Here is a 25,528-nt window from a genome sequence, read left to right as displayed (position 1 = left end):
AAGGAATACATATAATTCGCACCCAACAAGGGTGCTTTTATTTTGTCAGGAGATTCTACCAAAGTTCAGGTACAGCAGCCACTCGAATGGCCTCATAAGGAGATTCGTCCTCCATTGTGTTATCATTAGATCCATTAAACCTCAAATTGGAGGAGACGACCCATGCGTTTCATAAGCAACAACAACATTAATGATCCATCGCTTAATCTGGCGTTAGAGGAATATATATTGAGTTCTCTGCCTGATCATGACGACTACTTGTTGTTCTACATCAACGAACCGTCGATTATCATTGGTCGAAACCAGAACACCGTTGAAGAGATTAACGCGGAATATGTGGAACGCAATGGCATCCATGTCGTTCGCAGGCTTTCGGGGGGCGGGGCTGTCTATCATGATCTCGGCAATCTGAATTTCAGCTTCATTATGAAGGACGACGGCCAATCGTTCCATAACTTCAAGAAGTTTACCGAGCCTGTTGTTCGCGCTCTTCGCAAGCTCGGCGTAGATGCCGAAATGACCGGACGCAATGACCTGCAGGTGGGTGAACGCAAAATATCTGGAAATGCACAGTACTCTACGAAGGGTAAAATGTTCAGTCACGGTACGCTTCTCTTCGATTCCGAGATTGAGAATGTGGTCTCGGCGCTACGAGTGAACCCCGATAAATATGTATCCAAATCAACCAAGTCGATTCGGAGCAGGGTTGCGAATATTTCGGAATTTCTTGCACAGCCGATGACGATTGAGCAATTCAGACAGAGCCTGTTGGAAGCACTATTCGAAGGCGAGAACGAGATTCCTTACTATGAGCTCACGGAGCAGGACTGGTCCGAGGTGCGGAAGCTGGCGGACGAGCGTTACCGCAGCTGGGATTGGAATTATGGCCGCTCTCCTGCCTTCAACGTGCGCCAGACACGAAGGATCGAGGGTGCAGGTACGTTCGATGTTCGACTACAGGTAGAAGAGGGTCTTATCACAGGCGCAACTATATATGGGGATTTCTTCGGTCGAGGGGACAGCAGCGAATTGGCGGCAAAGTTTGTCGGGGTTCGTTATGAGACACAGGCTCTGAGCACGCTGCTTGAGGATATTGATCTGCACTATTATTGCGGTCAGGTAACCAAGGAACAGTGGTTAGAGTTGATGCTGTAACTTGAAGCCGATCGTTTAATTGCCCCACCACCAGGGCATCCGCTAACAACAATGAACCAGCTCAAGCTATGACTCCGCTTGAGCTGGTTCATTTGCATGTTTTTTTATATTGGGACCTGAATCAGTGGAAAGAAGGAGACGGAATGGAGCGTTAGGTACCTGCGAGGTACCTAATGGACGCCAAGTGGTCGGTGAAACGTCGAATAGGTGCTTGGGAGGTCCTTAACTATTACTGGAATTTAGGTGTAGAAATAAAGCGTTAGGTACCTACGAGGTACCTATTGGACGCCAAGTGGTGGGGTGAAACGTCGAATAGGTGCTTGGGAGGTACTTAACTAATCAGATTTAGTGGAATTTAGGTGGAGGAATGGAGCATTAGGTACCTGCGAGGCAACTAATGGACGCCAAGTGGTGGGTGAAACGTCGAATAGGTGCTTGGGAGGTACTTAACTAATCAGATTACTGGAATTTAGGTGGAGAAATAAAGCATTAGGTACCTGCGAGGTACCTATTGGACGCCAAGTGGTGGGTGAAACGTCGAATAGGTGCTTGGGAGGTACTTAACTAATCAGATTACTGGAATTTAGGTGGAGAAATAAAGCATTAGGTACCTGCGAGGTACGTATTGGACGCCAAGTGGTGGGTGAAACGTCGAATAGGTGCTTGGGAGGTACTTAACTAATCAGATTACTGGAATTTAGGTGGGGAAATGGAGCGTTAGGTACCTGCGAGGCACCTAATGGATGCCAAGTGGTGGGTGAAACGTCGAATAGGTGCTTGGGAGGTACTTAACTAATCAGATTACTGGAATTTAGGTGGAGAAATAAAGCGTTAGGTACCTGCGAGGTACCTATTGGACGCCAAGTGGTGGGTGAATCGTCGAATAGGTGCTTGGGAGGTACTTAACTAATCAGATTTAGTGGAATGAAGCAGAGATGCGGCGTACTCGTTAGGTTTTCGCGTGCTGTAAAGCGGTTTTTTCGCTTCAGAGCAAGGCCAAGCTCTGTTTAGCCAACTGTAGAGCGGATTTTCCGCTTAGAGCAAAGCCGTGCTCCGTTTAGTTTCACGGAGTGAACAAAGGGCAGCGACATGCAGATAAATCTGCACGCGCTGCCCCTTAACCCTAGTTATCCCAATCATCACGATTCATCCGTGCCGTCATCGGCGTCGTCATCAACATCATAATCATCATCACGATCGTCCTTATCCTTGCCCAACTTCACAATCAAGTTCGGCAGCTTGGCTGCCTCGCTTCGATTACCAGCAGCATCAATTGCGACAGCTGTAAGCTTGTTGTAGACACCCGCACTCGGCAACGTCAGCGCCACATCCGTAGCTCCGTCTGCTGAAGCAATTGCACTACCTACAATCTCATCCCGGTCTAACACCTGAATGGTAGAGCCGGCTTCTGCGGATATCTTCACGATAGGACTAAGTGTGTTAGTCTTTTCCGGCTTCTGAGGGCTAACCACAACAGGTGCCGCAGGTGCCGTGAAGTCAGTATCACTTACCTGAATACGCGCCAGTCGGGAGCCTTTGGTGTAGTAGAGATGTCCATCATCTCCAATTTCCATCAAAGCGGTTGTATCCAACACTTTATGCTCCAGCGTAGAAGGATCGATTACGGTCAAGTTGTAGCCAACCGTCGTGTATAAAAGACCATCGTCACCCCAATGCAGATAGGTCGGACGCCACAAATGATTGAAGTTCCAATCGGTTGCTTTGATTTCCTTGCTTTTAACGATCTCAAACGTGTCAGGATTGGCTGCAAAGATCGTCCCGTATGCGGCTCCCCACAACAAGCCGTCCGGCCCAAATGACAAGCCTCCGATTGCTTTCGGTTTGACCGCACCTGGAAGCTGTGGCGTTACTTCGTTCAGCTTCTCACCCGTATCCGGATTCATGACGAACAGCTTCGCTTCTGTCTGGCTGGGATCAATGCCGAGGCCGCCCCAGATGGAGGTAGACCCGTACAGCTTGCCATCCCGGTAAGCGAGTCCGATTACACTTTGATCTTGCACAACGTTACGATAAGTTTTGGCAGCATTAGGCCCAGTCGGATCGACAACGGTCACCGCGCCGCCAAGTTGTCCGTATGTCGGAATTGTACCAGCGAACAGCTTGCCTGCTGCGGCTAACATGGCGAACGGACGGTCCTGATCCTCAGCGATATCGTAGAGCAATCGCGGATTCACATTATTAACCACGGGTTGAGCAGGATCGAATTCTCGTAGAACAGCCCCCGTGTATAAACCGAAGTACATTTTCCCGTTGGCTGCCACCATGCCTTCTGCTTGCCCCAACGGGAACGGGAGCTTGTTTCCTGTAACAGGATCCACTTGTGCTGCCGTTGTTCCCATGTAGCCGCTGGCGTACAGCTTGCCACTCTCGTCTTTACCCAGTGACTGGATTTCAATGGGGTTACCTTGGACAACAGGCTCCACTGTCTTTACTTTCTTCGTGGTCAGGTTGAAATACGTGATCGCGCCGCCGAATTGGATCGTTACCAAGCTTTTACCTGGCAAATCTGGATCACCCGGAATTTCTACCCACTCTGAATGGCGCAGGTACGTTCCAAAGGCAATTCCCGTGTCTTCAACAATTAGTGTAGTAAGATCAAGAGACTGCAGCTTGCCTCCAGCGACAAAATAAGTTTTCCCATCAAGCTCTGGCGATGTATACAAGCCTCGGTAGCCCTTCACCCAGACATTGGTCCATTGCTGCGACTCAAGGTCATACACGAACATATAACTCTCCGTGCTCAAATGGACGAATAAGTATTTGCCGACTACGTTCAGATCGTAAACGAAACCGAAGTTAGCTGTATTGTAATCCGGTCTCTCCGGAAGTGGAATTTGTGTTTTGGCACCCGTCTCGGCATCAACTTTGACCAGTGATCCTTTTGAACCGATGCCCGCATAGATAGATCCGCCATAATAAGCAGCGCCTCGTACATAATCCTGCCCTTCCTGCACAGTGCCGTAATCGCGGAAGGTACTAGAGGCCACGTCATATTTGAACACCTTGGCATTCGGATAAGAACCTCCATAGACGTTACCCGCTTCGTCCGTGCTTAGCCCATAAATAGCTCTGCCCGGAACTGCTCCCAAGTCCATGACGGTTAGAGCCGTCGGTGAATAACGGTACAGCTTGCCATCTCCGGCGATATACACATTTCCTGAAGCATCAACTGTATGTGTCCAAACACTGCCCACCCCAGGCAACGGGAATGTACGCAGCAACTGGTTGGACTGGAGATCAATGACATTGAAGGTCGACGGCGTACCGCTTGCGCTCGTATACATGACAGGCTTGCCGTTTTCCGTTCCGTAAGCGGTATCAATTGTGGAGATGCTTTGCAGAACTGTACCCAGATCCTCCGGCTGTCCGAACGTTCTAGTCTCCAACGTTGAACGAGCCGTATTACCGTCGGTCTCAACAGCAGAAGCGGCCCCGCTCCAACCCGTAACGGTCAGGACTGCCGCCAAACAACCAACCATAAGCTTCCTCTTCATTGTCATCCTCCTCAGTTCTGGTTTATATCTGAATCATATTCAACTCAATCTTAATAACATAACGAATTGACTGTCAATGGAATGGAACCAAATTGATTCTGCAGACTCACCCTCCGACATTATATTACAATAACCGCATTTTAAAAGAATTTCTTGAGTACTTACGTCTCATAAAGGATCCCATTATCCCTAGTCAATATGTGTTGACAGCGCTTTCAAAATAAAATAATCTAAAGATGACCTGTATACCAGATATAGACTAATGGTCGAAGGAGGTGCCTCAGACTTATTTTACAGTATAGCCCTGCAAAATCTGCCCGCGGTTATCACAAAAAAAAGAATAAAGGAGAATGAAAAATGATGCTTAGTAGGCCCGTTACGATCTGGATCGGTCGATTGCTTTGTATGCTTCTTCTGCTCAGTCTGTTGCCATTCTTACCTTATCAAAATGCTCATGCAGCACCTACGAATCTGAACCTTGCTAACCCCTCTTTTGAATCACCTCTATCCGGTTCTACCATTCCGGGTTGGTCACAAACATTCGGATCCACAGGAGTATCCGTAACTTCCGAACGGGCAAGCGACGGAACCAAAAGCTTGAAGCTGGTTGACAGCAGCACGACCGGTTCGATTGGCGCTGAGAGCGCCAAGGTAGCCGTAACCGCGGGGAAACAGGTCGATGCTTCTGCGCAAATCTACGTAACAAGCGGCAATGTAAGCATCTTTTTGCGATTCTGGGACGCCAACAACGTGCTGCTGTATTCTACGTCAAAAGCATTCAGCGGCAGCTTATCCCAATGGACTCAAGCCGCTGTCTCTTACATTTCCCCGACCGGCACAGCTAGTGTTAGCGTCTTGCTCTACAGCTCTATAGGCGCTACTTCTACGGCCAACTTTGACGCCATTACCTTAACGACCCCTCAGATTATTAATCTTGGCGTTCAAGTAACGAACGCAGCCGTCTCTTATTCCGCATTCGGCAAGGATTCCAGCGGGAATGACTACCTCTATGTGGGTTCAAGCGGGTCCACTTCGAAATTCGTAGTATTCAACGCAATCACCGGACAATTCATCCGCTCGCTCGATCTTCCTGGAGCATCTGCTGTCTGGGGCATGGCTGTAGCCACCGATAATTCAGTCTACGTGGGCACCGCTTCCGGCAAGCTTTTCCGATATATACCCGGTTCGACGACCATCAGTGATCTTGGTGTGGCCATTCCTGGAGAAACGACGATCTGGGAACTCACACCTGGAACGAATGGCAAAATATACGGAGGCACATACCCGGGCGGTAAAGCGTTCAAATATGAGCCAGGCGTCGGAGTAACGGCATTCGGCGGGCAAATCGAACCAGGCGAGCAATATGTCCGGTCTATCGCCTATGATGAAAGTGCCCATCAGCTATACATGGGGATCGGTTCTCACGCCCATTTGATCCGATACGATAACAACAGCGGAGTGAAGACGAATATCCTCCCAGCCGCTTATGCTGCTTCCGAATTTGCTTATTATACGAACTATGTGAATGACAAGCTTTTTGTCAGAATGTCGCCTGAAGACGAAACGATCGTAATGGACAAAACCACGCTCCAAGTCGAAAAAACTATCATCGGACTTACTTCCATTGGGGTCAGCAAGCTGTCTCCAGTTGCAAACAAAGTGTACTACACCAAGACTGGCGACTTGTATTCCTACGACCTGACCTCCAAGTCGGAGGCGTTCCTTGCCTCAGTAGGGGCGAATATAAGCGGGTCAACGTTCCTCACCTTGAACGAGCCCGGCTATCCCGGCACTTCACTGTTGGCTGGGCTAAGGGATGGACATATCCTGAAGTATAATCTGCAGACAGGCACCTGGTCCAAAACCCCGATCAGCGTTCCCGCATCGCCGACGAGCATCCAATCCGTCAAGAAAGGTCCTGATGGTAAAATCTACACATTCGGCTATCTCCTTGGAGGGATGGGGATTTATGATCCTGTTGCTGGCACCAGTACGCAGCTCAAGGGACCGGGTCAGGCGGAGAACATAACGTCAGCGGGCAATATTCTATACTCCGGTATTTACCCTGGAGCTAATATCCAATCCTACGATGTAACCGCGCCCGGCGCACCGCAAACGCTGTTCAGCTTGAAAACCTGGGACCAAGATCGTCCGTTCGGGATGCTGGGCGTATCCTCGCTGAACAAGTTGTTCGTTGGAACCGTGCCCGTTTATGGCCATCTTGGTGGGGCTCTGGCCGTTTATGACATTGGCACTGCAGGGCTCAACGTATACAACAACCTGATTCCTGACCAGAGTATCATAACGCTCGCTTACAAGAATAATGAGGTGTTCGGAGGAACATCCGTGTGGGGCGGGCTCGGCAGCACACCGACAGCAACGGAGGCTAAGCTGTTCGTATGGGATACGGTTACCAATACCAAAGCATTCGAGATCGTACCCGTTCCGGGCAAGAGAGCCATAACCGAGCTGATGCTTGGTCCGGACGGGAACATCTGGGGAATAGCGGAGGGAACCTTGTTCATCTTTAATCCGACTACACGGACTATCGTATACAGCGCGGACAAATTCCCCGTGAGCTATGCCGGAGCCGGTCATGTATGGCGTGATGCCAAGATGGAGATCGCTGATAACGGCTTCATCTACGTCACGATTGGCGCCAAGCTGTACCGGATGGATCCTGCAACGAAGGCTGTTGAGCTGCTTATAGGTAGCGGAGTCGGACTTCTGACACAAGACAACTCGGGTGATCTCTACTACGTGTCAGGCACCAATCTAATGAAGTTCGACAAGTGATCGATTCACTCAAAAGGCCGTCCGGTGTAAGTAGAACCGGACGGTCTTTTGACACTGAGCTATTAGACAACCTACAACCCCTCTTGAAGCCGTGCGCATACATCCTCTAGCTCCTCCATCCTGGACCAGAACAGCTTCAGCTCCCTGCTAAGCGTTGTGTATTCCCGTCCACCTAGACCAAGCTCGGAGAACAATGCGAAAGTCGGCATGATATCCCGGTATAGATGGAATCTGGAGGGACGATAGAACAGCTCCTTCCCTTGCCACTCAGCTGCTCGTTTCATGCTTGGAAGGCTCAGTGTATGCTGCCTGATATAGAGCTGAGCTTCATAGGAGACAAAATATTGCACGAACTCCTGTACAGCCTGCTTCGCCTTAGATTGCTTGCTAACCCCGAGTCCAATGGACAGCAGCAAGGTCTTTGCCTGATTCAAATAGGGCAGCGGCGCAATTTCAAACGGAAACTTAGCTTCCCGCAGAGCATTCAGACTGAAATACGTCGTCATAATCATGGATACCTTACCCTTCAGGAACAACGATTCGGCATCGGAATCATTCTCAGACAGGTAGGTTGGGAATATCTCTTTATTATAGACCAGATCACGGCAGGCGGATAAACCGTGCTTAAGTTCAGGTGTGCAAATGCCCTTGCGCTCATCCCCGCTGAAGTGTGCGCCGCTTTGCAGCATGAAGATCGGCCATCGATTGTCGGACAAGAGGTGAAAGTAGAAACCGAACCGATCATTGCCGTCGCTAAGTACTCGAGCCTGCTCCTGCAGGTCCTTCCACGACCAACTGCTGTCCGGCTCCGATACATGATTCTCTATAAAATGCAGCTTGTTATAACATAAGATAACCGGAGAGAAGGTTACTGGCTTCACATAGGTTACCCCCTGCTCTGTAAAAGCCTGGGTTAAGAAGGAGTACAAACCTGGATCCTGCTCGATAGGTTCCATAGCGCTCAACGCACCGTTCTCCACCAAATGTAAGAAGTTCAGGTGATTCACGGAGACGACATCCAGCTCATCGTCCATAAAAGCATCTCTCGCCGTATCCGCATAATTCTCATAGGGAAGAGGGATCAATCGAACCCGAATATGAGGATATCGGGAATGGAACGCAGATACCAGCTGGTTCAGATGAATATCCTTAACCAGCAGTGGATGATATCCCATACGGATCGTAACCACTCCTTCGGATGCAGGGGTACGGATCCGGTTACCGACTCGCGGCACCTTCTCAATCAGCTTCTCGGCGACCAACAGGTCCAGCCCGATGCGGACCGAGTTCTTGCTCAGCTGATATTGCTCCCCGAGTGCTGTCTCCGAGGGCAGATACTTGCCGGGGGCAAGGGCGCCTGAGATAATATCATTTCTCAGCTTGGAGACCATATTATCCAATCTTGTTCTGAAGGTGGTCCGACTGGCTTTGTCCATGCTCCGGGGCTCCTCTCGACATCTGGTATTTATCTATTTAAGATACACGTTCAAGTTCATATCTGATTGTAAAAATCATATCCTCTCTCCTATTAGGTGTCAACTTCCAGTGAACATGTGGCATATATAAAATGCACCCCTTAGAATTCATAGGCTAAACCCATAGGTTCTCCAATGTCTTCTAAGAGGTGCACTTTAAACCGTTCATGAACCGTATGCCAACCACTGTCTTAATCGACATTGATCCATTTCCTGGTCATACTGCCCTCATGCGATTATTCTTAGGATTATGTTCGACCTCTGCAAGCCCTAACGCCTCCATCAACGGCGGCACATACATTCCGAATCGTCCGCGCAATCCTTTCTTAAGGCCATACCAACCACCGACTGGATTGTCCTCTGAACGTCCCCAAGCTTCGACGGTTCCATCTTTTGCCGGCTTCTGCTCATCTGCGCTGCCCAGCTCCATCCAGTCCCCATGCTCCAGAAGCATAGTGTGCAAGTCTTTTATACACCGATAGTCATAATGCAGCACCGTCTTGCCCACTGTACAGACAATGATTTCTTTCCCGTCTTTTTCGTCTTTGTACATTTCGTATTCAGAGGTTTGAGGCGGCGTTTTGAGCTTCCACGGGTTATCTTTTGTACCTTGTTGTGTAGTCATTTAATAGTCTCCCTTAAAAGCTTGGTATAGTCGGTATGTTCATAAAGATAGCACAGTTAAGCGCCGCTTACACACATTAAGCCTATTGTAGCAAGAAGAAAGCGGTAATCAAGTCTCTCTTGACTACCGCGCCTTAGGCGACTTATGTTTCTATCGTTCTGAAATCTATATTGGTAGGCGGGGGGAAGCTCTTCTTAGCTTCTTCCAGATGCTCCTGGGTCAGCGGTTCATTTCTAGCGCTCGCCAGCTTCCGGGCGTTGTATTGATACCACAGCTGCACAATCAAGGTCTCGCCTTCACGGATCACGGCAAATTCTGACTCGAATAGCTTGCCTAAGAAGGCTTCCTTGTTCAATTCAAGCGCGGCTGCTCCCACAATAATCTGCACTCGATCACTCGCTGCAAATTCCTCAGGCAATGACTCGTATATACGCCAAGCCTTCTCGTACTCCTTATACTGGATAAGCAGGTCCAGATATTCTTCAGCAAAAGCCCTGTCCGGGAACCCCTCGGATACAGCATAAGCTTGCTCCAAATAAGACAAAGCGGCATCCTTGGCTCCTCTCCGCTTCATGACCTCAGCCAAGTTCCTGTACACCCATGCTGATGGCTGCAGCCTTAATGAGGCCTCCCATGCCTCTAGTGCATCCTCTTCCAAGCCTTGCTCGTATAACATTACACCGTAGTGCATAAAGGCTGTCCAAGATGCCTGATTATTATCAGCAGAGATAAGGCTCGCTCGAAGCAGCTCCACCCATTCCTTCTGCACCATCCAGGATACCGGGATATCCTGGGCAGCCTGCTCAGGGAATTGTCCGGTAAACAGCAAATCAAGCCAAGGCTGTTGCGACTCTGTAAGGGTTGCCTCCCCGAATGGAAGTCCCGCCGGAACGCCTCGTCCCTCTAATTTCTCCCGACGTATTCTTTCCAACGCTCCCCAACCCGATCCGACATTCAATATCGCTTCTGGCTGCTTGTCCGCATAAGCTCGGAGCTTTTGGTGCGCAGCATTCACTTCCGCTTCGCTGAGACTGCCGTCCACCCGCTCCTGTATGTATTCCCGTGCATCGTTCCAGCTCTCCTGATAAGCCCGATCGGTATCCGCTTCCGTTACACCCAGTATCTGCGTGAAGTCCCATACCGTATTCGCCGGCATATTCAGACCATGAAGCTGCGTAGGCGCCAGTCCACCTTGAATTTCAATATAGTTACCTTGACCCGGCTTAGCCAGAAAATCGCACCACCGTCTGCCCCCTGCGTGGTTGCCCCAACAAAACATTTTACGATATCGCAGCAGAGGGGTAGAACGTTCATAGAAAACCTTGCCATCCTCATACACAACGGCCTCCCAAGGAGACTTGCAAGATTCCGGCGTTTGGAAAAAATATTCATTCGCAAAAGGGAAGCGCATCGGGTAAGAGACATCCGTATGAGGAACAGTAGGCAAATAGGGCAGGTGATCTGCTCCAAACCCTCTCACGTGATGATCGATATAGATGACTTCACTGGTAGAAGAGAACACCCTCGACTTCTCTGTCTCCTCTACCGCAATATTCGTCCACCAATACATAGGAATGGAGTCCGGGTTGTCATTGATCATACGCACATAGACGAGAAGCTGCTCAGCGCCCTTAGGCAGGTGAAAATCAATATGCCAGAACATATTCTTGCAGCGTTCATACTCATACAGTCTAAGAAACTCATTCCCCTCATCATCACGCAGCTTGGCGGCATGGAGCGGAGAGGAAGTCGAGAAGGTATGGCCGAGCTGCCCAATATTCCACTCAATCCCACCCGAGAACCACGCGTTCAGAATAGCTAGATTAGCAGGTTGAAACACCGGATTTTTATATAAAATCTCACGTTCTGTTCTTTTATCATATAGCGAATATAATCGTCCCCCGTAATCGGGCAAAAAGATAGCTTTCAACACTTCATTCTCAAGAACGATCGTCTTCAAATGGATCAACTTGCGATCCCGTGAATATCGATCCTGCATCCGGTAAGGCAAGTACCTTTCGCCTGTCTCGTAGCCCAAAAGTTCTTTACTCTTGTCCGAAAGACTGCCGTTGGTCGGGACCTCTCTATGGTGATTACGGTTACGGAACTTCGGCAGCGGATTCTCCCCTTGCAGTTCAGCGCCTTCGATAGGTAGGTAGGAGCTATAAACGTTCATTTTGCCTCCTTTTCATTCACGTAGGTGAAAGTTTTTTATAATATAGCCATTTCTATTATTGTATGAGGTTTTGCCAGAGATTGAAATAGTCAGTTTTCCGGATTGTTCACGATTTGTTGGCTCGCCCTTAGCTGCATTCCAAAGAACCCTTTCCCAGCGAGGCAAAAAGGTTGATGTGCTTCTAGAAGCCGCTTAGTGAATATTGTTATTTTAACGCCCTTATGTACATTTTTTTGATGCTGTCTTTTTCCTCGGATTCAACAATAGTGCGCAGCTTGCTTCGGAATGGGTCGTTAGAGTATGAGGGCAGGCTCACGATTCGGGTAAGCGCATAGGCGGCACTCCAGCGAACGACGGTACTATCGTCTTTGGAATTATCCAGCAGACCCGCAACCGCTGTGTCGAGTTGTGCCGAGAAGAGATGTGCGATGTTGCCGATGACCTTTGACGATTCCCATTTGAGACGGGGAGCTTGTGCTTGGAGATGGCTGGCAGCGAACTCCAGTACCTCCGGCGTTGTTGCGACCTCTGGTTTCTGACTTGTGGCATATTCCAATGCTTCCATACAAGTGGCCTTTGCCGGCTCTTTGGCGGTGGAGGCAAATTGGATCATGTCCGGAATGGCTAGAATGCCGCTCATAAGCGCTTCCGCCAAGAGCTCTGTTTTTTCCTTTGCCTTGAGGTCTTTCTTTTTTAACAGTTCAGCTACATCCATTGAAAATCCCTCCTTATACTAACAATGCACGTTCTCTGAGTCGGTCGATGAATCGTGCGATCTCAAGAGCGTCCGCTGGCATAACAACATTTCCTCTATAGCGCTCACTGGCACGATGCTTTCGCATACGCTGCTCTCCTCCGACATGATAGCACAATCGGCTTTAGCTTCAAATGGCTAAATGCTTGAGATGCAGATAGATCTTCTCGCTTCTCTATGATTTTCGACCAAAAGAAAACCGCCCATTGAAAAGGCGGTTAATCCAACTATCGTTTCCGATAGTTTCTACGATTGTGTGGTATGGTTCTCCACGCTGTAAGTGGTAGAAAAAATATAAAAACGGTCATTAAAGAGGGTGTTTGTATAGTTCAATCACATTGCCATCGGGATCGCATAAATGGGCAACCCTGGCATTCCAGGCTTGTCGATCGTGGGGCTCGCGAAGGAGTACCGCCCCTTTTTCTTTCAAACGGGAACAAACGTCATCGACTTGGTCAACAGAAAAAGCGAGTAAGAATTTCGATTGTGATGCTCCATTGGTTGGAAGATTGTTCTCACCAATCACTTCTGCCATGTTTTCGCGGGAAAAAATTTCGATTTTGGTTTCGCCAGTATTAAACGATGCGAACTGCATTTCCTCAGAGGAAAATCCCAAAGGAAACTCCATCACGTCTCTGTAAAACGCTACACTTTTATCAAAGTTTTTTACCAATAGTCTAACTTGCGATAGTTTCACCGTCCCACTACCTTTCTGTACAAAATGGGGGTAACCAAATATTAGAAGGCTTTCCTATACCCAGTTTAACATAATCGCGGAACCCTGTAGTGTAATAACACGACAACTTACCTTTAGGAATAAAGCGGCACTTTTACATTTGGAGTTCAAAAACAGATTACAGATTACAACAGATCCCTCCTTACCTCCTTACCCCTAAGCCGTAGCGATGAATCTCAATGGCATGTTTAATTAGAATAAGCTGACTTCCCGCGATAGTATTGTTATAATATATATTATAATGTTATATTGTTACTCAATAGCTTCATCCATCCTAGTTGAGGAGTGAAATTGATCCTATGACAAATCCAGATAACTCGAAGCCACCCCAGGCCAAGCGGATTGGCCTGCGCCCGAGCGCGATCGGATACCCGCCAGGTACTGAGCGTCCTATCCTTACCGAAGAATACAAAAGCTCGGTATGCCAAGCGCTTGCAACGCCTCAGGATGTGTGGGGCCAGCAAGTTATCGGCATGCCAGAAGGACCCACGTATGACAATGTGAAGGATTACTTCACACCTATTATGTATGCCATAAATGGAGCCGATAATGGCAGCTTTATGACGGATACCGGCGTGTATTATATTCCGTTCGGGCAGCCGAAGCCACCAACCGGTCTGGGTGATGTAGCTCTCACTGTAGCGGATGGAAGCCAAATTATATCGAACCGCACCGGCGGGATCAGCACTCGTATCTACGTAGGGGCCAACGGCAAAGAGCTATTCGGCTCGTGCTTGGCTAATCTCGGCACCCCCGAGCTGTATAAGGAATACCTCCCTATTCTAGAGCTGAATTATCAGGACTATGAAGGTGTTCAGTACCACCAGGAGTCGCTCGCCACCTACTTGCCGGGGACCGACATTTTAGCCAGCTTTGTGGAAATTACAGCTGATCCTGGACAGTCCGGACTTCAATCGACTACTATTCGCATCCAAGTGTGTGATAACAACAACCTCCGCCAAGACGGCAACCAGTTGTTCGACGATCAAGGCCGCAGTTATATTTATTTCAGTCCGGGCTGCTCGTTCTACAATACGGATTTAACCTACAAGTTTAATTTCGACAATGAAGGGCCGCATACGGTCTACTTGGTGAGACTGGTCACTCCTGCTCAGAATACGCCTAAGCTTAATGCTGATCAAGAAGGACAGCAGCGGGCAAGAGCCGAGTCCAAGGCTTATTGGGAGAATCGGTTGGCGGAGGGGAACCTGTTCCACGTCCCGGAAAACCTCGTGATGGATGCTCAACGCAATTTACTCATACAGGACCTGCTGATGACTTGGCGCTACAGCCTGGGGAATGCCTATCAAGCTTTCTATCAGCCGGAGAGCAACAGCACGGTGGCCATCCTTGGCCGCTATGGCTTCACCGACATTTACAGACAATCGCTGAAAGACTTATTGCCTATGTCCAAAGGGGCGAATCGACGCAGCTGGGAATTCGGCGAGAAGCTGACCCACGCTGCAGATTATTACCGGTTAACTGGAGATGCGAGTCTGATACTGGAAAATATGGAGACACACATAGCATTCGCTGATGATTTGGCGACCCAGCATGCCAACGACCCCAATCATCTGCTTGAAAGACAGCAATATTCAAGTGATGTGAAGAGCTCGGTATATGGGCTTCATCAGATCGGGACCGCGGTGTATGGCTTGCAGAGCATAGTGTCTGTCTGGAAGGAGCTCGGGGAGGATAAGTTAGCCGATAAGTATGGGCCTATTGCAGAGAATTTTCGAAAGTATTATGACGAGGCTGTTGCTAAGTCCAGTACGATTCTCCCTGATGGCAGTTTGTTCACATCCGTATCCCTGCTAGACAAAGAAGAGCCTTATACCCATCTGGCTGCTACATACCTGGGAAGCTACTGGAACCTGGTTGCGCATTATGCATATGCCGCTCATCTTTACGCTCCGGGATCGCCGGAAGCCCAAGCCACACTCCAATATCTCTACAACCACGGCTCCCGCCTGTTAGGGCAGATTAAAGTACGGGATGGCGCGATCAACGATGTATATGCCGTCAAACATGCCAAGTTTCTAGCTGATAACGACCAACCCGATCAGTTAATACTCAGCTTTTATGGACACTTGGCTCATGCCATGACTCGAAACACCTTTATCTCTGGTGAATCGGCCAATGTCGGTCCTTTGGCATCCAAATGGCCTCTGCAATTCGGTGCCTGTGAAATCGGCGCACCTTGCACCCCTCCTAGCTTCGAGGAAGGTTGGGCACCGGATGAGTATTACCGCGGGATCTACCTGTCGCCAAACAGCGCCAATAACGCTTTTTCCCTGCAGATCTTGCGGCTAATGCTCATAAATGAAGTAACCAATCACAAAGGGGAGCCACAAATTCTACAGCTTGGATTCGCGACACCGAGAGCTTGGCTTGAACAAGGCAAGAGAATCCAAGTATACGATGCGCCTACTCTGTTCGGTCCGGTTACCTATACTATGAACTCCAATATCGAGCAAAATGAAGTATTCGTTGATCTTGAAGTGCCAAGCCGGACGAAGATTGGGAGTATTCAGTTACGTCTCCGGGTTCCCGCAGGCAAGCAGTTGACCAACGTCATGGTGAATGGCCATCCGTACGCCAAGCTCGATCTCGATACAGAGACGATTGATCTCACAGGTATGAAGGGCAAGATGAAAATTCGCGCAAGCTATAAATAAACACTTAGTCGATAGATATATATTGTGCAGCCATGAAAAAAGGGTTATCTCACAAGCCGTTCGTTCAACCGCTTGCAGGATAACCCTTATTCGGATGCAGGTAATATTCTCTAGTCCATGTGGAGATAACTGGAATAACAGTTTTCATGAACGGGAACGCTATTGTAAAGAAAGGAAGGTTGGAATGATGGAAAATAAAGAATGCGACTTCTCTTATTTGAAGTTGGAACTAAAAGATCAATTAATGGGCATATCCGAAAATATAGGCAGCATCATCTCCAATCTCGATCAAGAGAAAGCGTGCCTTCTTAATGACATCGACCGCATTTCTAAACTTTTCTCGAACATAGGGGCTTTGGCATCCACTTATTATTTAAGTTGCTTTTTGGCTCCCTACACGAATAAATATGAAGAGATCTCCCAAGCCATCTACCGTATGAGTTCAAAACGACAAGGTGCTCTTATTGTCATACAAAGAGAAGATTCCTTAGACGCCTTGATCACACCAGGCATTCCCCTTTCCGCAGAAATTTCCAGTTCATTGGTGGAATCTATCTTCGTCCCGGGTAGCCCTTTGCACGATGGGGCCGTCTTGATCCGCTACGATATCATTGTGTCTGCAGCCAATATTCTCCCCCTGACCGACAAAACGTATGGCCAACAAAAGATGGGCACCCGCCACCGTGCAGCGATCGGGATGTCCGAGCATACGGATGCATTAGTCCTTGTAGTTTCTGAAGAAACAGGTAAGGCATCCTTTGGTATGAACGGGACCCTATATCCTTTCACCCTTCTTTGAATCTGCGAAAAGAGCATCTCCTTTTTTTGATATCCGAATTAAACCTATCCCTTCTATTTCCCCAACATATTCCCGAACCAAATTTGTTTTCTATGTATTGATGCAGGAAAATATTCCCCCTATAATTAATTTATCACTTGCTAGGGGGGCAGTTATGGCAAAAAGCAGATTCGACACTTTCAGTAATAGCATTTCTCCGAAAAGTGATAAAGCAACAATTGAACGCGAGTGGGAAAAATTCATGTCCGGAAGATCCTCGCAGGTTAATGTCAGGTCTTTCATGCACCATTCTTGGCAGCGCTGCATGGAGCAAGGACTCAACCCGCTCCACATCAAACCGTCCTATAACTTGGGAATGGATCAAATTCAAGAGTACGTGACGTCTGACCCGTTATTCCGAATGGTCGAACCGTTCCTGCAAAAGCTAAAGCGGCTTGCCGCGAATACTGGCTATCTCGTTACCTATTCCAATGCAGCCGGCGAACTGATTTACTACGACGGCGATATGTCTCTAATGTTAAAGGCGGAAGACATTAACTTCTCGCCTGGCTCCGATTGGAGCGAAGGTAGTGCAGGGACGAATGCGATAGGGACAGCCCTGGTCACCGGGGTACCTATTCAAGTTTTTGCCAGCGAGCATTTTTGCCAGGAGATTCATGGTTGGACATGTTCCGCTGCTCCCATACACGACCCCGCTACAGGCAAAGTTCTCGGTATTATCGATTTAACCGGCTTTTGGACGGTGAATGATCCCAGATCGCTTGATGCCGTTGTGGGAACGGCCCGCGATATCGAGAATATGCTGTACACGCAATTGAAGTTTGAGCGCTTCCGACTGAGTCAGTATTTTGTTGAGCTCACCAAAAAGACGACCCAGCCTCTTGCTGTTTTGGACCGTGGAGGACGAGTCATTCAAGCTTCCCAACTGCTCTATCAAAAAGGATGGATCTCACCCAAGCATTGGAAGGAGCATTCATCTCTCATACAACAATCTTTTCCTTCAAGAGTAAGCTGGGAAATGGAGTATGACAATAAGATGTGGCTATTTGAACTCTCCCCTTACTTTTACGGCGGAGTGGTGATCGGATCGATTGTACATGTCCTTCCCCCGGACGTGGCCATGTTCAAATATTTACCCATTTTCCGTCAACCGCAGGTTACCTTATCACCCCTCAACAAAGACGAAGCTGCAGAAAGTCGCACAGTTTCACAACAAGATCACTTCTACAAATCGCTGTTCGAACATCATCCCGACGCCATCTTCTCTTATGATTTGCAAGGAACACTCCTCGACGCCAATCCGGCTGCAGAAAGAATGCTCGGCTATGACGCGAGTGAACTGAGAACCAAAGGTCAAGATTTGACTCTCCCAGAATACAAAGAACGAAAACTACGAGCTTTTGCGGATGCGGCTAGCGGTATACAGCAAGAGTACGATTCTGCTTTTCGGCATAAGCAGGGGCATAGTATTCATGTCTCGTTAAAAAACTTTCCGATCATTGTGGAGAACGAAATCGTTGGCATCTATGAAACCGTGAGGGAGATTGCATCGAATCATCAGCAATTATATGAAGACTTGAAGTCTACTAAAGAACAGCTAGAGTTCTACTTCCGCAATACCGAAGATGCGATTCTCGTTGTAAACGCTAACTTCCATGTGGTAAAAGCCAACCAATCTTTCGAAAGAATATATGGCTGGACGGAGCAGGAGCTGCTCGGTCAAGAGCTCCCGACGATTCCAGATCACCTTAAAGGGGAAGCCGTAGAAATTTACAACAGCTTGTTGAGTTCCCGAAATGTCATTCCTTATGAAACGGTTAGACAGCGCAAGGATGGCAGCTTGATTGATGTCAGCAATTACGCCACCCCACTCTTTGACAGCAAAGGCAATCCCGTCGCGTATGTGCTCATTTCAAGAGATATTACGGAGCTCAAACGAATGGGCGAAGAGCTAATTGGAAGCGAGAAAAGGCTGCGGACGCTGATTAATTCCATGCCTGACTTCGTTGTATTCAAGGACGATCAAGGAAGATGGATCGAAGCTAGCGATTATACAGTTGCTTCTTTACAGCTAGAGGATACCGACTACAAGGGTATGACAGATCATGAACTTGCCGCGTGTAATGAATTTTATCGAGACACTTATCTGCAATGTACGATGTCCGATCATTTGGCTTGGGAAAAGGGCAGTTTGATTCGCGTCCAGGAAATCATTCCACATCCTAGCGGCAGCTTTTCGATTTGCGATATTATCAAAGTTCCAATCTATCATACGGACGGTAGACGCAAAGGTATTGCCGTTATTGGACGTGACATTACGGAATTGAAAAAAACGGAAGAATTGCTGCGAAAAACGGAGAAGCTTGCCGTTGTCGGTCAGCTAGCAGCAGGGATTGCCCACGATATTCGCAATCCGCTTACGACACTCAAAGGGTTCCTCAGCTTACTGAAGTCCCAAACAACGGATAAAGACAGTTGGTACTTGGATGTCATGTTATCCGAGATCGAACAAATGGAATGGATTACTACCCAATTCCTGACTGTGGCCAAGCCGCAAGCATTGAAATTCGAAAAGAAAAACTTAGATACTGTGATCCGACAAGTTACTTCTTTTCTTTATCCGCTTGCGACCATGCACAATGTGCAGATTTCCATAAAGTCGGATTCTGAGGCTCTGCTCATTGAATGCGAAGAAAATCAGATTAAACAAGTGTTTATTAATGTTATCAAAAATGCTATTGAAGCGATGCCGCAAGGTGGACAAATTAATATTATAATTAAACACAACAAGGATTCAGTTTCAGTTCGAGTCGACGACCACGGTTCCGGTATACCGCAAGACAGAATTCCCCACCTTGGCGAACCTTTTTACACTCTGAAGGAAAAAGGAACAGGGCTAGGTTTAATGATCTGCTACAAAATTATTAAAGAGCATCAGGGAACCATTCAAATTGCAAGTGAAGTGGGCCGGGGAACAACCGTTGAAATTGTTTTGCCGCTCAATTTGTTGCAGCAACCAGAGAACTTCTAAAGTGGAACCGAACACCTTAGTGGAGAGGAGCCTCATGATGCCGGAATCACTGCTTCGCATTCGTACTGCAGGGGACTTCACCGTCAAAGGAGGCCATCGGATCGATCAACGGGTCATCAACGATTATGAGATCGTTTGTTTCCCGGCCGGATCACGGACGCTTTATTCTGTTTCCGGTACGGACTTTGTGCTTCTCCAGCCGAGCGCAATCGTTACCCGTCCCGGCGAACCCCATGCCTATCGGTTCGATCCGGAGCATCCGACGCGGCATATGTTCGCGCATTTTCAATTTGACTCGGACGTAATGGCTGCGCGGTATCCGCTGCTGACAGGCGGTCCCGCGTCTCCGGTTATGGAGCTGCCTGTGGCATCGCTCATCCCGCAAATGATGAAGCAGCTGTTCGTGTTCCTGTACAAGCAGCCGCCAAGGTGGCGGATGCACGCGGAGGCGCTGCTTCTGGTCGCACTGGAGGAGCTTGAGAGTGCGCTCGGTCCGGCAGGAAGCGATGCCAACGAGGAGGAATTCCCGGCACCGCTTGCACAAGCGCTGCATATGATGGAGACGCGGCTGCAGGAGCTGGTCCCCATCGAGCAAGTGGCGCTCTCGGTCGGCTGGTCGCATGAGCATTTCACGCGTGTGTTCCACCGCTATCTCGGGCAATCACCTAAGGAATGGTTGACAAGACGACGCGTCGAGCTTGGGGCGCAGCACCTGCTTAGGCGGACGGACACAGTAAAACAAATCGCCCGCAGCATCGGCTTCGCCGACGAATATTACTTTCACCGCTTGTTTCGCCGCCACATGGGCATGACAGCCGTCGAATATCGCCGAAGGTACGGCGATCCGAGGCTTCGCGAGCTTGTTCCTGCCGATGATGGGGCACGTCTTTATCCGGTCAATCATTACTATACTTTTCACGATGACACCCAAGAATAGCAGATCAAGTTTATCCATCCTTTGTCTGTATGCGTATATTGTATTCACGCGTGAACCTGGCTGATAATGAGAGACAAGACAGGTGAAAAGGTGGGAGAAGCATGACCGATACGACATTGAATCAGCGGCTACGGTATAGTGTCAGCGTGGATGAATATACGTTTTATCACCGGCAAGGGTATTTAATCGTCAAAGGACTTATGGCGCAAGATGAAACACAGGAGCTGTCTGCCTGGATGGACGGAGTCTACAAGGGAGATATCAACTTGGACCATCTCTCGCATGAAGCGAAGTGGCAAGGGAACGAGCCTAAGAAGGAACGTATCGCCGGGTCCAGACTGCACATGCCGCATCGGCATAACGCAACCGCCGAGCGCGGTCTGCTCCATCCCCGTGTCGTTGACGTGTTGGAGGCGTTGATCGGACCGGACGTCCTGGCGCTGCAAACGATGATGTTCTTCAATCCGCCGGGCAAGGGCGGTCAAGGCTGGCACCAAGATTCGCTATACATTCAAACGCAGCCGGATTCACTTATCGGAGCATGGATGGCGATCGACCGGGCGGACGAGGACAACGGTTGTCTATGGGTTGCGCCAGGCTCGCATGTCGAGCCGATCTATCCGCCGGAGACGCGCCAACCCCAATACGCGCATGCCGATGAGCGGCATATTGAAGGATTGTTCCCCGCCAAGGATGCGAGCAACATGGATGATGAGGTGAATAAGCTCTCTGAAGTAGCGGCCAAGTACGGAGAGAAGGTATCGGTTGTGCTCGACCCAGGCGATGTGCTGTTCTTCCATTCGCACCTGCTTCACCGCTCGTACCGCAACGATTCATTGGACCGATCCCGGCGCGCATACGTATGCCACTATTGCAACGCCCATTCATTCGTTCCGTGGAATCACGGAGCCGCTTATGAAGGCGATTCGGCCAATGGGCAGCATATTCTGGCCCGCGGACGGACGCGGCTGCCATTTGCAGCACCGAAGTTCGGCACGCCGGTCGAGCTGAACGACGAGCCCTTCACCGGTGTGAATAGCGGCGGTACGATGATGGTGGCCATGCCGGACGGCAACATGGGCAAGATGGAGATGTAATGAGGATGGTTTACGACCGCCGATCGTTCTGCAGCATGCGCTGCAGGGTGATCGGCTTTTTTGTGTGCTAGCAAAAGCGGCGCATGATCAGGGAGTCTTCCGTACGCCTCGCGTTCGGTTCGTTTAGTCGTAAAGCGGATTTTCCGCGCTACAGCGATCGGTCCATCTTCAGATTCACTTCTAAAGCGGTTTTTCCGCTCTACAGCGATCGGCCCACCCTCTGAGTCACCTCTAAAGCGGATTTTCCGCTCTACAGCGATCGGTCCACCCCAAAAACTTATATACTGTATAATCACAACGAAAAAGGGGTGTCCCTTAAGTCATCTGCGATGACTTAGGGACACCCCTTCCTATTAGTTCGTTGGGATGATCAGCATTTGGTTCGGGTAGATCAGGTTCGGATTTTTCAGTTTGTTGTACTGAGCAATCTGTTGCCAGGATACGCCATACTTCCTGCCAATCGCGAACAAGGTGTCGCCTTCCTTCACCATATAGGAGCCATCCTCCGAAGGTGCAGAAGCTGCTGCGGTTGCTGCTGCTCCAACTGCTTTCTCCACAATGCGTCCTTCCACTTTTGGTGCAACCGTGCCTTTGGATTGAATATAATCGATAACCGCCTCATCCAGGGCTGGGTAATGACCGGTAATCGGATTGTCCGCGAACATCGTATATTCGTCGCCGCCTACCGCCATGAAATCATTCGTTGCTAGCACGTAGGTTTTGTTCAAGTCGATCGGTGCTCCGTTCACTTTCACGGAATGCACTTTCTCTCCCTTCTGCATTGCAGGATCTATCTCATAGCTCAAGCCTGCTACTTGCGGGAATGCGCCTTTCAGATCGGGATAATCTCCAGCGCCGTGTTGCAGCGCCGCAACAATCTCTGAGCCGGTAACGTTCAGCGTGACGATATAGTTGCCGAACGGAAGAACCGTGATTACTTCGCCAGTGGTGATGTCACCTACGTCGATCGTCGCACGTATGCCTCCACCGTTAATCAACGCCACATCCGCTCCGGTCGACATCAGCATAGCGTCTGCAATCAAGTTGCCCAGATTGGACTCATTCGCGCGTACGGTTTTGCGCTCTCCATCCATCAAGGCCCCTGCCTTGCCAACCACTCCATTCAGAATAGAATCTTGTGACGTTTTAATGGAATTGATTAAGCCCGCAACCCGCAGATCCGGAACGGCCTTAGCCATGTCTTCCTTAGCTATCATCTTGGATGCTTTCCCTGTTAATCCGCCATTCTGGAAGGTCAGTGTTACAACACCTACGTTTTTCAAATATTCGCCCGTTTGAACGACTAGCGTATTGTTAATCGTTTGCGTAATCACCTGATGGCTGTGGCCGTCGACAATGACATCAATGCCGTCCACTTGCGCGGCAACTTTGTCGCTAGTGTGCGTGCTGGATTTATCCATGCCTAGGTGACCTACTGCAATAATGACGTCCACTTTATCTTTCAAGAAATCGACTTGCTTCTGAGCCTCGACAACCGGGTCAACGAAGGTGATGCCTTCTACGTTTTTCGGATGAGTTTTGTACGCCGTCTCCGGTGTCGCCAGTCCAAAAATACCGATACGAATGCCGTCGATCTCCTTGATCACGTTCGCAGGCAGCACGTCTTGCTCGCCCTTGTCCACATTGCCACCAAGAATCGGGAAATCGGCCATTTCGGAAAGCTCAAGCAAGCGATCTGTGCCGTAGTTGAAATCATGGTTGCCCGATGCCTGCGCATCAAAGCCCATCATGTTCATGATCCTTACGATGCTCTCGCCGCGGACAAGCGTAGAGAACGTCTGACCATGGAACGTATCGCCTGCATCAAGCAACAGCGTGTTCGGATTCATCGTGCGGTATTCCTTCACCAACGTCGCCATTTTCGCATACCCCATACCGGCATTAGGATCTTCGAATACGCGGGAGTGAACATCATTAACGTGAATTAACTGAATTGTAGTATTCTTGGGTGTAATCTCATACACTGCGATTGTTCCACTGATTTCATGCGCAGCAAGAACGAGCGCTTTGCCTGTTGGGCTGTCGACAGCCGGCACAAACGTTAAGCCTTCCGGCGCTATGTCCCCGCCTACCTCTTTCGAAGAAAGGTCACGGCTGGAGAAGTATTTCACGAACTTCGGCGCCGCAGGATCCGTCAGATTGTAAACCATGATGCCGCCTGTGCGCTCCAACCCTACAAACGCATAGGGAACTCCTCCGATTGTCCCGGATGTAGCGGTTTCGGGTTCCGGACCTTTGTCGTCGCTGCGGTCGTCAAAGCTGTTCTTTTCGTTGTCAGAATTAAAGAAGCCCGATACCGCATCAGAAGTAATTTTCTCGAAATCGCTGCCGCTGTCATATACCATGCTCATATCATCCGCGTTCCAAATCGTGAAGGAACGTGCACCGAAGCTGTAGATCGCTTCATATTTGCCTTCTGCATTCTTAGGAGCGGAGGTGGTCGTCTTCAGGCGGCCCAACTGCTCTTTTTTAAACAAGCCGTTCTTCACAAGCTCGTCCAATTCAGCTTGTGTATAGCCCTCGTACATTTCTGCGTTCAAAGCGTATTTGTCGACCAGCTCCTCCACGCGCGCTTCCTCGGAGAAGCCGTCATAATCGGCGGCATCGCCTTCATTCGGCGTGATGATGTAATCTTTACCGTTTACTTGAATCAGCGTCATGCCGTCCGGCATGTACATACCAAGTACTGGCCATTTCTTGATATTGACTTTGCCATCCTTATCCGAGGCGTCCAGCATATTGCCTTCTGCTGACCAATCCTTGTAGCCGAGTCCGTTCACGGCTTTGAATTGCTTAGCTTCGATATCTAGCACAGCGATGCTGTTGCTCTCTTGCAGCGCAACATATGCCGTTTGGCTATTCGGAGAAACCACGATGTATTCCGGCTCGTAGTTTTGCTCATATGTATGGTCCGGATACGATTTGCGGACGGCGCCTGTCCTCGGAACGTCCTTGAAGCCGACCAACGTTGCCTCAGCGTTCTTCGCACCGCCGGAAACGTCAATAATCGACACACTGCCTTCCGGGTTGTTCTTATAGTCGCCGCTCGGCTCGCCTTCGTTCGCAACGAGTACCTTCGCACCGTCAGGCGTGAACGTGACCATGTCAGGCAATGCGCCGACTTGAATATGGTTCAAGTAACTCCCATTTACATCGAGAAACACGACATAACCCGGATCCTGCTTCGGATCTGCCGTTACTGTGATGGCAATGAAATCTTCAGTAGGGCTCTTGGACACACTTGTAATGTCGTCAATCTTGGTTAAGCTTGCGTGCAGCTTATTGAGCGCGATTCGCTTCATAAGCGGGAGTGTCTGTACGCTGCTGCCACTTCCGAGTTCTGAAAGATCAATGATATCGAGCGACTTCTCAGCACCATTTACTGAGAACATTCTTTGGTGCATCGCATCGTAAGCGACGATTTCTGTGCCGCCCTCTGCGAATTCTGCACCGCTTGTGTAACGCCCGATCAATTTCATGGAGAGCTCGTCCGATGTGCCGTAATCGAGAGTCTTGTTGCTCTCCGCTGCACTCGCGGCCGGCGCCATCGCCACAACCATCACTAGAATCATCATGGAAATCACGGAAATCCGAATCTTCTTCATTGTGTTCCTCCTCTATGAGAATGAGCAAATAGGCTCTCTATAAATATAGTTAATATTTGTTAAGGGCGTATTTACGTCATGTTGCGGTTTTGTAAGGATTTTCTCAGCTCCAGAGCCAGTTTATATAT

General features: G+C 49.2%; 14 protein-coding genes. 7 read left to right on the top strand and 7 right to left on the bottom strand.

What is annotated here, in order from left to right:
• Window positions 1-162 precede the first annotated feature (162 nt).
• Entirely contained in the window at window positions 163-1,155 is a 993-nt protein-coding gene (gene lplA / locus AC58QD_RS21245) for a lipoate--protein ligase (protein ID WP_497336986.1), read from the top strand.
• Window positions 1,156-2,294: 1,139 nt separating this feature from the next.
• Here the strand turns inward: lplA and AC58QD_RS21240 are convergent.
• On the bottom strand, window positions 2,295-4,670 hold the full coding sequence (locus AC58QD_RS21240; protein ID WP_497336984.1) for an Ig-like domain-containing protein: 2,376 nt from the start codon (window positions 4,668-4,670) through the stop codon (window positions 2,295-2,297).
• A 357-nt stretch (window positions 4,671-5,027) separates the two neighbouring features.
• On the opposite strand from AC58QD_RS21240, the gene AC58QD_RS21235 reads away from it, so the two are divergent.
• Window positions 5,028-7,466, top strand: a complete 2,439-nt coding sequence (locus AC58QD_RS21235; protein WP_497336982.1) for a hypothetical protein — start codon at window positions 5,028-5,030, stop codon at window positions 7,464-7,466.
• 71 nt (window positions 7,467-7,537) lie between these two features.
• Here the strand turns inward: AC58QD_RS21235 and AC58QD_RS21230 are convergent, their stop codons facing one another.
• The 5 genes from AC58QD_RS21230 to AC58QD_RS21210 all read right to left on the bottom strand — a co-directional run bounded on the left by AC58QD_RS21230 (window position 7,538) and on the right by AC58QD_RS21210 (window position 13,193).
• Window positions 7,538-8,902: an extracellular solute-binding protein gene (locus tag AC58QD_RS21230; RefSeq protein ID WP_497336980.1), complete on the bottom strand. Its 1,365-nt coding sequence runs from the start codon at window positions 8,900-8,902 to the stop codon at window positions 7,538-7,540.
• Window positions 8,903-9,158: 256 nt separating this feature from the next.
• Window positions 9,159-9,566, bottom strand: a complete 408-nt coding sequence (locus tag AC58QD_RS21225; RefSeq protein ID WP_497336978.1) for a DUF6855 family protein — start codon at window positions 9,564-9,566, stop codon at window positions 9,159-9,161.
• 142 nt (window positions 9,567-9,708) lie between these two features.
• Window positions 9,709-11,742 (bottom strand): DUF5107 domain-containing protein, encoded by a 2,034-nt coding sequence (locus tag AC58QD_RS21220; protein ID WP_497336976.1) that lies wholly within the window; start codon window positions 11,740-11,742, stop codon window positions 9,709-9,711.
• A 205-nt stretch (window positions 11,743-11,947) separates the two neighbouring features.
• On the bottom strand, window positions 11,948-12,457 hold the full coding sequence (locus AC58QD_RS21215; RefSeq protein WP_497336975.1) for a hypothetical protein: 510 nt from the start codon (window positions 12,455-12,457) through the stop codon (window positions 11,948-11,950).
• A 346-nt stretch (window positions 12,458-12,803) separates the two neighbouring features.
• Window positions 12,804-13,193 (bottom strand): VOC family protein, encoded by a 390-nt coding sequence (locus tag AC58QD_RS21210; protein ID WP_497336973.1) that lies wholly within the window; start codon window positions 13,191-13,193, stop codon window positions 12,804-12,806.
• Between the two features lie 338 nt (window positions 13,194-13,531).
• Between AC58QD_RS21210 and AC58QD_RS21205 the strand changes: the two genes are divergently transcribed.
• The 5 genes from AC58QD_RS21205 (at window position 13,532) to AC58QD_RS21185 (ending at window position 21,774) form a co-directional block, all read left to right on the top strand.
• Entirely contained in the window at window positions 13,532-15,910 is a 2,379-nt protein-coding gene (locus tag AC58QD_RS21205) for a hypothetical protein (RefSeq protein WP_497336971.1), read from the top strand.
• A 187-nt stretch (window positions 15,911-16,097) separates the two neighbouring features.
• On the top strand, window positions 16,098-16,709 hold the full coding sequence (cdaS, locus tag AC58QD_RS21200; RefSeq protein ID WP_497337060.1) for a sporulation-specific diadenylate cyclase CdaS: 612 nt from the start codon (window positions 16,098-16,100) through the stop codon (window positions 16,707-16,709).
• Between the two features lie 154 nt (window positions 16,710-16,863).
• Window positions 16,864-19,740, top strand: a complete 2,877-nt coding sequence (locus tag AC58QD_RS21195; RefSeq protein WP_497336969.1) for a PAS domain S-box protein — start codon at window positions 16,864-16,866, stop codon at window positions 19,738-19,740.
• A 34-nt stretch (window positions 19,741-19,774) separates the two neighbouring features.
• Window positions 19,775-20,677, top strand: a complete 903-nt coding sequence (locus tag AC58QD_RS21190; protein ID WP_497336967.1) for an AraC family transcriptional regulator — start codon at window positions 19,775-19,777, stop codon at window positions 20,675-20,677.
• Window positions 20,678-20,778: 101 nt separating this feature from the next.
• Window positions 20,779-21,774 (top strand): phytanoyl-CoA dioxygenase family protein, encoded by a 996-nt coding sequence (locus tag AC58QD_RS21185; RefSeq protein ID WP_497336965.1) that lies wholly within the window; start codon window positions 20,779-20,781, stop codon window positions 21,772-21,774.
• A 353-nt stretch (window positions 21,775-22,127) separates the two neighbouring features.
• On the opposite strand, the gene AC58QD_RS21180 is transcribed toward AC58QD_RS21185, so the two are convergent.
• Complete coding sequence (locus AC58QD_RS21180; protein WP_497336963.1) at window positions 22,128-25,400, bottom strand: choice-of-anchor I family protein; 3,273 nt, start codon at window positions 25,398-25,400, stop codon at window positions 22,128-22,130.
• Window positions 25,401-25,528: the final 128 nt, after the last annotated feature.

It is taken from the genome of Paenibacillus sp. J2R1T-4, from assembly GCF_059692235.1.
Note: the sequence above shows the minus strand (reverse complement) of the source record. Positions and strands in the feature narration are given on the sequence as shown.

Bases quoted from the DNA above. Each gene is read 5' to 3' on its own strand.
- cdaS (WP_497337060.1), top strand. From the start codon at position 16,098: ATGGAAAATAAAGAATGCGACTTCTCTTATTTGAAGTTGGAACTAAAA.
- AC58QD_RS21240 (WP_497336984.1), bottom strand. From the start codon at position 4,670: ATGAAGAGGAAGCTTATGGTTGGTTGTTTGGCGGCAGTCCTGACCGTT.
- AC58QD_RS21195 (WP_497336969.1), top strand. From the start codon at position 16,864: ATGGCAAAAAGCAGATTCGACACTTTCAGTAATAGCATTTCTCCGAAA.
- AC58QD_RS21225 (WP_497336978.1), bottom strand. From the start codon at position 9,566: ATGACTACACAACAAGGTACAAAAGATAACCCGTGGAAGCTCAAAACG.
- AC58QD_RS21190 (WP_497336967.1), top strand. From the start codon at position 19,775: ATGATGCCGGAATCACTGCTTCGCATTCGTACTGCAGGGGACTTCACC.
- lplA (WP_497336986.1), top strand. From the start codon at position 163: ATGCGTTTCATAAGCAACAACAACATTAATGATCCATCGCTTAATCTG.
- AC58QD_RS21230 (WP_497336980.1), bottom strand. From the start codon at position 8,902: ATGGACAAAGCCAGTCGGACCACCTTCAGAACAAGATTGGATAATATG.
- AC58QD_RS21220 (WP_497336976.1), bottom strand. From the start codon at position 11,742: ATGAACGTTTATAGCTCCTACCTACCTATCGAAGGCGCTGAACTGCAA.
- AC58QD_RS21215 (WP_497336975.1), bottom strand. From the start codon at position 12,457: ATGGATGTAGCTGAACTGTTAAAAAAGAAAGACCTCAAGGCAAAGGAA.
- AC58QD_RS21185 (WP_497336965.1), top strand. From the start codon at position 20,779: ATGACCGATACGACATTGAATCAGCGGCTACGGTATAGTGTCAGCGTG.
- AC58QD_RS21180 (WP_497336963.1), bottom strand. From the start codon at position 25,400: ATGAAGAAGATTCGGATTTCCGTGATTTCCATGATGATTCTAGTGATG.
- AC58QD_RS21205 (WP_497336971.1), top strand. From the start codon at position 13,532: ATGACAAATCCAGATAACTCGAAGCCACCCCAGGCCAAGCGGATTGGC.
- AC58QD_RS21235 (WP_497336982.1), top strand. From the start codon at position 5,028: ATGATGCTTAGTAGGCCCGTTACGATCTGGATCGGTCGATTGCTTTGT.